Source organism: Pseudomonadota bacterium, from assembly GCA_010028905.1.
Classification (GTDB): domain Bacteria; phylum Vulcanimicrobiota; class Xenobia; order RGZZ01; family RGZZ01; genus RGZZ01.
On the sequence record RGZZ01000179.1, the window covers coordinates 1 to 9,270 of the forward strand.

The following is a 9,270-nucleotide window of genomic DNA, read 5'->3' on the forward strand; positions in this document are numbered from 1 at the left end:
ATGGACGTCGGTGCTCTCGAGGACACGCCCGTATCGATCGTGCAGCACGTACACCAGCGTCGGCGCAGGGAGCTGCGCCTCATTGCCGTCGATCCGATAGGAGATCGGCACGTGGCGGAACAGCGCGTGGAAGCTCCCGTCAGACGCCTCGACATCGAGCACCCGCATCTCGAGACGCGCCTCCTGCTCCTCTCGCTGCGCGGTGGCGAAGCGAGGTCCCCCGTCGGCGACTCGATCGATGACGACCATCGACGACCAGGCGACGCAGAGGCCGCGCGAATATCCGTAGACGAGATCAAGGCCAGACGGCCAGGGCGGTTCCGGAAGGATGAGGGTTCGCTCGGGGGGGTCGAGAGTCAAAGGCGTTCCCCTTCGGTGTGCTGTGCTCCTGGTTTTGAGCACAGCGGGGACCTATCCTGCGTGACGCATGTAGTAGGGGGCGTTCCCGCTGGCGTCGATGGCATTGAGATGCTGCCGGGCCTGCAGGCTGTGCTGCGCGCTCTCCACCACCGCCGCGCGCTGCAGCGAGGCGAAGGCCGAAGGGATCTGGAGGGGGCTGGGCGGGGCATACGACAGCGCAGGCTGCGCAAGCGACTGCTTGACGCGGCTGTCGAACGCGCTGCTGTCGGCCTGCCAGATCGCGGTATAGGCGTTGTAGAGCGACATCTGGTCAGCCGAGCCGGGCTTCGACTGATCGAACGCCACGTTCGCCCCGGCAGGGCCGATCACGGGAACGCCGATGCCGATGAGCTTGCCCCGACCGCCCATCTGACCCGCATCGACGCCGTCGAGCGCGATCTTGCCGTTGCGGCTCTCCACCTGCATCTGCATGTAGATCGAGGCTGCCGAGACCTGCCTGACCTCGGCGTCGTTCGCGTTGTAGCCCTTCGCACTCGCATAGCGGTCGCGGATCTGGTCAAAGGGAAGCGCGAAGCGGTTCTCGAGGGCCTTCTGGAAGTCGCCCTCTCTCGACCAGGCCGAAAGGCCCGGCATTCCAGCGCCCACACCGAAGGCCTTCGGGTTCTCGACGAGCCGTTCGATATCGGTCTTCTGGGGAATCGACGCCAGGGCCGCAACCGCGGCGGTGGGGTTCATCGCGCGGGCCGCCGAGGACACCGCCGGCTTCGTGGCGGGGGAGCACGCACCCTGGAAAGGGACGGCCTGCGACGACACGGCGTCCTGCCCTGTGAGCGAGCCGAACATCGACGAGAGCATCGCCAGCATCGGGAGCATCTCCATCATCTGCATCGCCATCTGCATCATCATCGGGTTCATCATCATCGGGTTCATCATCATCGGGTTCATCAGGGAGTCGCCCATCATCGGAAGGCCTTCACCCTGGCAGTCGCAGCCTGATGCCTCTTCGAACGTGTCGATGGGGGCCTGGATGAGCACCGCCATCATGGTCGGCGTGCCCCCCATCTGCGCGCCAGGGGCGAAGGGGGCCGGGGGGGCTTGAAGTGTGGAGCCGATCGCGTTGAGCATCATCTGAGAGACCTCCGTTTCAGTTCTTCCTCGTGAGCTCAGTATACGCAGCTCGTTTGTCCGTCTCGAGAACGGCGTGAGAACAGATTGTTGCCAGGGTGTTGAAGACGTGTTGCCAATTGTTGACGGTTTGCGACGAGATGTGAACACGCCCCGTCAGAGGGCGCCAGCGCGTCACCGGAAGCCCCCCCGCGCGAGACAGGGCGCTAGCGCCGCCCCCCAACCAGCGAAGATGTGCAAGGCAGCCCTGCAGGATCGACGCCGCGGGTCGTGAATCGCACGGCGTGACACACTACTGCAAGGTCTGCTGCCGCAAGCTCTCCCTCGACCGCTTCACCTCGGCGGGGCGGCGCGCCCGCGTCTGCAAGACGTGTCAGAAGCTCCCCGCGAGCGAGCAGCATCGACGCCAGAGCCTCGATGAGCTCGAAGGGTTCGTTCGCCAGAAGAACCTGAGTGCAACCAACGTCGCACGGCTTCGCGTGCTCTGCGGCTCCAGCGAGGCTGAGGTGGTGGAGAAGGCGCTGGTGCTGCTCGAGGTGGCGCGCGTCCATCCTCACCTGAGCAAGCGCGTCGAATGGCTCGAGGCGAACCAGCCCGCGCTGCGCGAACGATACGAACAGGCGTTCGGAGGGGTAGCCCCCGCAGAGGAGGCGGCTCCCGAAGCCCCCCCTCCAGCGAACTGATCCGCTCCATCGAGTAGGGAACCCCCCCCTCGAAAGCAAATCTTTCCTTGCAGCGGCCGGATGGCCGCAACTCGAGGGAGCACACATGGCTCGCACCAAGGCCCGCATCATGGTTGTCGACGACGATCGCACGAACGGCGCCGTCATCGCACAGCTGCTCAAGGTACAAGGGTACGACGTCACGGTCGCCGAGAATGGCACCCGCGCGCTCGAGCTTGCGGGCACGAAGAAGTTCGACCTCGTGCTGCTCGACCTGCGCATGCCCGACATCGACGGCCTCGAGGTACTGCGCGCCATCCGCGAGAACGCCGCCATCCGCGTGCTTCCCGTCATCATCATGACGGCGAGTCACGAGAGCTCCGACGCGGTGGCCGCGCTCAAGCTGCAGGCCAACGACTACGTGACCAAACCGGTCGACTTCACGGTGCTGCTCGCGCGAATCGAGAAAGAGCTGGCCCTGAAATCCGCCGAACAGGCCCTGCGCGAGAGCGAGGAGCGCTACGCCCTGGCCATGCGCGGCGCCAACGATGGCCTGTGGGACTGGAACCTGCTCACCGACACCGTCTACTACTCCCCTCGCTGGAAGCTCATGCTGGGCTACGAGGAGCACGAGATCGGCAGCGCACCGTTCGAATGGCGCAAGCGGGTGCATCCGGAAGACCTCGAGAAGCTCGACCTCGCCCTAGAGCAGCACAAGTCCGGCCAGCGACCGTACTTCGAGTGCGAGCACCGCATGCTCAGCAAGCAGGGGAACTACCGCTGGGTGCTGTCGCGCGGCGTGGCGGTGCGTGACGCCGAGGGGAACGCCACGCGCCTCGCCGGCTCACAGACAGACGTCACCGCCCGCACCGTGTACGACCCGCTGACCGGCATGCCCAACCGAATCCTGCTCGTCGAGCAGCTCGTGCGCGCGCTGGCCCGCGCGCGCCGCCGTCCAGGCTACCACTACGCAATCCTGAGCGTGAACATCGACAACTTCAAGATGTACTACGACAGCCTCGGGCACGCCCTGGCCGACCAGCTCGTCGTGGCGCTCTCCCGGCGGCTCCAGGAGGCCCTGCGCATGGGCGACTCCATCGCCCGGCTCGAGTCAGACGAGTTCGTCGTGCTGCTCGATGATCTCCGCAGCCTCGATGACGTGCAGCGGGTGGCGGCCCATCTGCTCGAGGTGGTGCGCACCGCGGTCACCCTCGGCGGAAAGGAGATCTACCCGAGCGCCAGCATTGGCATCACCCAGTCGACGGGGGCGTACGAGTCACCGGAAGACGTGCTCCGCGATGCCCAGATCGCCGCTCACCACGCGCGAACCCTGGGGGGAGGGCGCATCGAGATGTTCGACTCCGCGATGCAGACCCGGATGGCCCGCCGCCTCCACATGGAGACCGTGCTGCGCCAGGCCCTCGAGAATCGTTGGTTCCGAACCTTCTACCAGCCCATCATCTCCCTCCAGACCGACAAGATCGTGGGCTTCGAGGCGCTGATCCGGCTGCAGCACCCCGAGATGGGGCTCGTGCCGCCCTTCGAGTTCATTCCGGTTGCCGAAGAGACCGGACTCATCGTGCCCATTGGCGCGTGGATCCTCGAAGACGCCTGCGCGCAGACCGCCCGCTGGAAAGAAGAGCTGGGCGTCGAGCTCTCGATCAGCGTGAACCTGTCCACCCGCCAGCTGGCCCTGCCAGACTTCCTCCGTCAGGTCGACGCAACCATCGAGCGTACGCGAATACTTCCGCAGCACCTCCATCTCGAGGTGACAGAGAGCGCGATGATGGAGAACAGCGAGGTGGCACGCGGCGTGCTGCAGCAGCTGCGCAACCGCGACATCGGCGTCAGCATCGACGACTTCGGCACGGGCTACTCATCGCTCAGCTACCTCCAGCGCTTCCCCATCGATCGGCTGAAGGTCGACCGCGCCTTCGTGCAGCGCATGGAGACCGAGGAGGACAGCGCCAAGATCGTGCAGACCATCGTTCTCCTGGCGCACAACCTCGGGATGCGTGTCGTGGCCGAGGGCGTCGAGACGGCGGCGCACGTCGAGGCGCTGCGCGCCCTGAACGTCGAGTTCGTGCAGGGCTTCTACTACTCGAAGCCCGTTGACGCCGACGCCGCGCAGGGACTCGTGGTGAAGAACCACGGGTTCGCCGCGGCGCCATCACCTGCGCCCGTGACCGGACGCGAAGGCTGACCGTGGCAGGCAGCGGAACAACGCAGCCGCCTATCCCCCCCGCTGACGACGCGGCCGAAGACGAAGCAGATGACCGACGCAGCGCGCTGATCTATCTTCTTGTCAGCCTCATTCCCATCTGGCTGTTCGTTCTGGTGCGCAATCTCGATCTGCGCACCGACCCGGTCATCTACCTCGTTCTCGAGGCCAGCTGCGCCTCGCTTGCCATGGCCTGCGGAATGCTCGCCCTGTTCCGAAGCCGCGCCCCCTCTGACACGCGACTCTTCTTCATCGGCACCGGCTTTCTCGGCACCGCGCTGTTCGAGTGGTTCAACGCCATGGTCGTTCTCCCGTTCCACGTCGGCCTCGACGGCAGCCTCGATCAGGCCGCGCGCGTGGGCGACGTGGCCCCCCTCATGTTCCTCTCGGTGCTCACGCTCATCGCCGCTCACTGCCGACCTGGCGACCGCCAGGCCGCGGAAGCGGAGCGCCGGACCTCGCCCGTGGTCACCGCCGCCGCCCTGGTCGTCACGCTTCTGGTGGGATGGAGCCTGGCGCGAGGCATCCCTAGTCGCGTGCTCCCCGCGCCGCTCGAGCTACTGCCGATCCCGGCACTGGCGCTCTCCCTGATCGTCTGGCTCCGCGCGGGACAGTGGGCGCGCCATCCACGGGATCACTGGATGGTGATCTTCCTGATCCTCCTGATCGCGGCGCAGGCCCCCTTCCTGGCTTCCGCCGTGTCTCCGGCCGACCCCGCCTCCGCGCTCGGCCACCTGCTCCGCCTGGTGGCCTATCTCGGCGTGCTCGCAAGCCTGCTCACCGATCTGCAGCGCATGCAGCAATCGCAGGAGAAGCTCCAGAAGCTCGAGTCAGAGGTATCGCAGCGAAGCCAGCTCCAGCTCAACCAGCTGCGGGATCGCACCCAGCAGCTTGAGCAGCTCAACCACAGCATGCGAGGGCTCATCACCGACCGCGACTTCGCCCAGCGCGAGCTCGAGAAGGCGCGCCTGGCGGCGGAGACCGCCAACCGCGCCAAGAGTGACTTCCTGGCCACCATGAGCCACGAGATCCGCACCCCCATGAACGGCATCATCGGCATGCTCGAGCTGCTGGCGAGCACCCGCCTCACCCAGCGCCAGCGCGATTCGGTGCAGATCGCGCGCTCGAGCGCCGACGCCTTGCTCACCCTGCTCAACGACGTTCTCGACCTGGCTCGCATCGAATCGGGACAGCTCACCCTCGAGACCGTGCCGTTCGATCTGCGCAGCATGGTGGCGCAGGCCGCCGAGATCGTGTCGTTCGCGGCGGCGACCAAGGGCCTTGACTTCGTCGTGCGCCACGCGCCGGGCGCTCCTCGCTTCGTGAAGGGCGACCCGATCCGGCTGCGCCAGATCATCATCAACCTCGTGGGCAATGCAGTGAAGTTCACCGAGCGCGGCATGGTCTTCATCGACGTCGTACCGGCGGAACCGCCGCCTCGCGCTGAGTCGGAGCCCGCCCCCGTCGATGATGATCGGGTGGGCACGATGATCTCGGTGCACGATACGGGCATCGGCATTCCCCAGGAGAAGCTGGAGGTGATCTTCGCCCGCTTCTCGCAGGTCGACGCCTCCACGGTGCGTCGCTTCGGCGGATCGGGCCTGGGGCTGGCCATCACACGGCAGCTCTCTCGTCTGATGGGGGGCGACGTGAGCGTGACGAGCGAGGCGGGCAAGGGATCGACGTTCATCGTGCATCTGCCGTTCTCCCCCGATCCCGACGGCACGTCTCCCTCCGAGCCGGAGCTGGGACCGCTCGCCGACAGCCGGGTGCTCATCGTCGATGACAACGAGACCGTGCGCAATGTCGTCGGGGAGACACTGAGCGCCTGGGGGCTGACCCACAGCAGCTGCGGCGATGTCGAAGGGGCCTGGCAGCTTCTGCAAGAGGCGAGCACGACAGGCCATCGGTACCATCTCGCCCTTCTCGATGCCACGCTGCCGGAACCGGGAACCACGGAGCTGATGCGTCGCATGGCAACCGACGCATCGCTGGGCGACACGCGCGTCGTCGTTCTGTCGAGCTGGCGCGACGCCCGCAACACAAGCCTGATGCACGCAGGCGTGGAGTGCGTGTTCCACCCGCTGCGCACCGACAACCTGCTGCAGGTGCTGGCACGCGCGAGATCGGTTGCGCTGCCGGCCCAGGAGATGACACTCGCCGACTCGGCTGTGGCTGTCGCTGTGACGCTCCCCGCCACGCTGGCCTCGCCTGAGCCCATCAGCACCGATGAGCCGACTGACGCACCGCAGGCCGGCGCAGAGCATCGCATCCTGGTGGTCGATGACAATGCCACCAACCAGAAGGTTGCCGTGTCGCTGCTCGAACGCCTGGGCTTCCCCGCCGATGTGGCCGGCAACGGCCTCGAAGCGCTGGCCATCCTCGATCGCGCGCCGGTGACCTACAAGCTCATCTTGATGGATCTCGAGATGCCCGAGATGGACGGCTGCACCGCCACCATCGAGATTCGCAAGCGCTACGCGGGGTGGCAGCAGATCCCCATCGTGGCCATGTCAGCCAATGCGTACGAGGACGGACGTCGTCGCGCACAGGAAGCCGGGGTTGACGACTACCTGTGCAAGCCGGTCAAGATGCAGGATCTCGAAGACGTTCTCCGCCGCTTCGTCACCGCTGAGGTGAAGCCCGTCGAGATCCCGTCGGAAGACAGCGTCGAGCTGGCCAGCAGCTCGGTGCTCGACGCCGACGCCGCCCGACGCCTCATCATGCTGGCCCAGGCCTCAGGCGACGCCTGGTTTGCCGAGCTGTGCGGAAACTTCGTGAAGGACACCCAGGAGCGCATCGCGTCGCTCAAGACAGAGAGCGAGCGCAACGACACGGCCGCCATGCGAAGCCTCCTGCACACCCTCATCGGCGCCAGCTCCACCATGGGGGCGCGCGATTTCGTCGCCACCTGCAAGCGCATCCAGGAAGCGGTATACGCCTCGAAGGAGGGGGAAGCGCGCGCGCTCATCCTCCAGCTCGAGCCCGAGCTCGAGCGCCTGCGCGAGGAGTTCGACGCACTGCGTCAGCGAATCAACGCGTCAGCCTCAGCCTGAGTTGCCTCCCCCGGAGGCTGCGCGCTGCATGGCAGGGGCGCGGCGGTGCGGGGAGCGCGGCTGCACGTGGCGCCTGCCGGAGAGGTCTGTCCACCACGGTGGCGTGGGGGACATCGGCTTGTCCACCACGGTGGCGTGGGGGACACGGGGCCGCAGCTGCCCGTGGCGCCTGCCGGAGAGGTCTGTCCACCACGGTGTCGTGGGGGACATCGGCCTGTCCACCACGGTGCAGAAGCCTCTCGGGCAGCCCGTGTTCAGCAGGCGAGCCCAGGCGCCCCCGAGCGTGGCATCTCCTCGGGGCTTCACTTGCGTGACGCGCGCCAGGCGCTTGCCAGAAGCCCGAACCGCCGATGGTCATCCGTCCCCATCCCACAGTCTCCCTTGACAAGTGTACAAACGTACACTACCATGGCCATGCAGCACGGCCCGACCGGTGCAGGCGACCTCCCCTGCCCGCCAGGCGTCGCGCCCGCGCGGTCGAGGGTACGATACCCAAGCCGCTGCGCCGCAAGGTCGAGGTCGAGAGCGCCGTGACCCTGTGCTGATTCCGTTCGGGTGCCTCATCCCACCGCTGTTCCCGCACGCCCAGAAAACCCCATGCGCTTTTCCACCCGCCACCTCAAAGAAGGGTGTGCGGCATTTCCTGAACCCCAGGAGGACCCATGCGCTTCGCCACCCTCTACATCCGCGACTTCCCCGTCTGGGTGATCGAGCAGCTCGAGCCGGCGTTGCGCGGTCACGACATCATCGTGCAGCAGAGCGGTCGGGTCGCCGCCCGATCCGAGCGGCTCGAGGCCACCGGGATCGCCTGCGGATGGCCCATCGAGCGCGCCCGCGCGCAAGCGCCCGATGCAATCGTGCGCGCGCATCCCGGCCCCCGGACAAGACTGGCCTGGGACCTTCTCATCGAGGCGCTCGCCACCCGCACACCCTGGGTAGAGCCCGCGCTGAGCGGCGTCTTCATCACGCGGGCTGCAGGCAACGGCGCAGGCGACCTGAGGTCTCCTCGAGCCGGATCCGTCACAGCCTCCCAGGCCCTCGACACAAGCCTGAACGAAGGCATCGCGGTGCTCGCCCCCGTCGACATCGACCCACATGTGCTCGCGCGATGGGCACGGGCGAGCGTGGGGGTCGCCGATGATCGCGCCACCTCTTTCCTGGCGGCCCTGAGCGCCAGGCCCGGTAAGGCTTGCGCCGTGCCGGACAGAGAGGCGACACGCTTCCGCCAGCGACTCCCCCTCGGCCTCCTGAGTGCCGCCGGCGTCTCGGCGAGCGCCCTCGAACGACTGGGCTGGCTCGGATTCAAGACCCTCGGGCAGCTCGAGCGGCTCAGCCTCGCGCAGCTGCGGGCCCAGCTGCCGGAAGGAGAGGCGCTCCACGCCCTGGGGCGTACCGACGATCGACGCCCCGTGGCGATGCATCGACCGGCGCCCAGCGTTCGGCTCGAGCACGCGGAAGACAGCCCTCTCGAAGAGCCCTGCGCCTGGCTGCCCATCATCGACGGGCTGGTGGTCCGGGCCGTGCTCCAGCTGGAGCGACAAGACGCGCAGATGGTGCGCGTCTGCCTGCGGTGTGGCGGTCCTTGGCGAAGCGCGCGACGGCTCTCGCACGAGCCCACCTCCGACGCGCGCGCCCTGTCGATGCTGGCACGCCTGGCGCTGCGCGATCTCACGCCCCGCTTCGTGGAGGGTGCAGACGGGTTCGCCGTGGTTCTCGAAGGGCTGGTTCCCGCTGCCAGCCGGCAGGCGCTGCTCTGGGGAAACGAGCGTGCCACCCTTGCCCGTGCCCTCGCGGCGCTCGAGCAGCGCATCCCCGGCGCGTCGATGCGCGTGGCCGACTTCGACGC

5 protein-coding genes and 1 pseudogene are annotated in these 9,270 nt (G+C 67.3%); 5 read left to right on the plus strand and 1 reads right to left on the minus strand.

Features of this window, described 5'->3' with window-relative positions:
• Nucleotides 1-360, minus strand: a 360-nt coding sequence (locus tag EB084_13080) for a hypothetical protein (GenBank protein NDD29191.1), incomplete at its 3' end; no start/stop codon positions are given.
• A gap of 842 nt (nucleotides 361-1,202) precedes the next feature.
• On the opposite strand from EB084_13080, the pseudogene EB084_13085 reads away from it, so the two are divergent.
• From EB084_13085 to EB084_13105, 5 genes and pseudogenes are all read left to right on the plus strand, one after another.
• Nucleotides 1,203-1,307: pseudogene (locus EB084_13085) on the plus strand (peptidoglycan-binding protein).
• 462 nt (nucleotides 1,308-1,769) lie between these two features.
• A complete protein-coding gene (locus EB084_13090; GenBank protein ID NDD29192.1) occupies nucleotides 1,770-2,168 on the plus strand; it encodes a hypothetical protein in 399 nt (132 codons plus the stop codon).
• Between the two features lie 85 nt (nucleotides 2,169-2,253).
• Nucleotides 2,254-4,350, plus strand: coding sequence for an EAL domain-containing protein (locus EB084_13095; protein ID NDD29193.1), 2,097 nt, complete (start codon nucleotides 2,254-2,256; stop codon nucleotides 4,348-4,350).
• Between the two features lie 2 nt (nucleotides 4,351-4,352).
• The gene (locus EB084_13100; GenBank protein ID NDD29194.1) at nucleotides 4,353-7,424 is read left to right on the plus strand and encodes a response regulator; all 3,072 of its coding nucleotides are present in this window, start codon (nucleotides 4,353-4,355) and stop codon (nucleotides 7,422-7,424) included.
• A 662-nt stretch (nucleotides 7,425-8,086) separates the two neighbouring features.
• A partial coding sequence (locus tag EB084_13105) for a hypothetical protein (protein ID NDD29195.1) occupies nucleotides 8,087-9,270 on the plus strand: 1,184 nt, incomplete at its 3' end.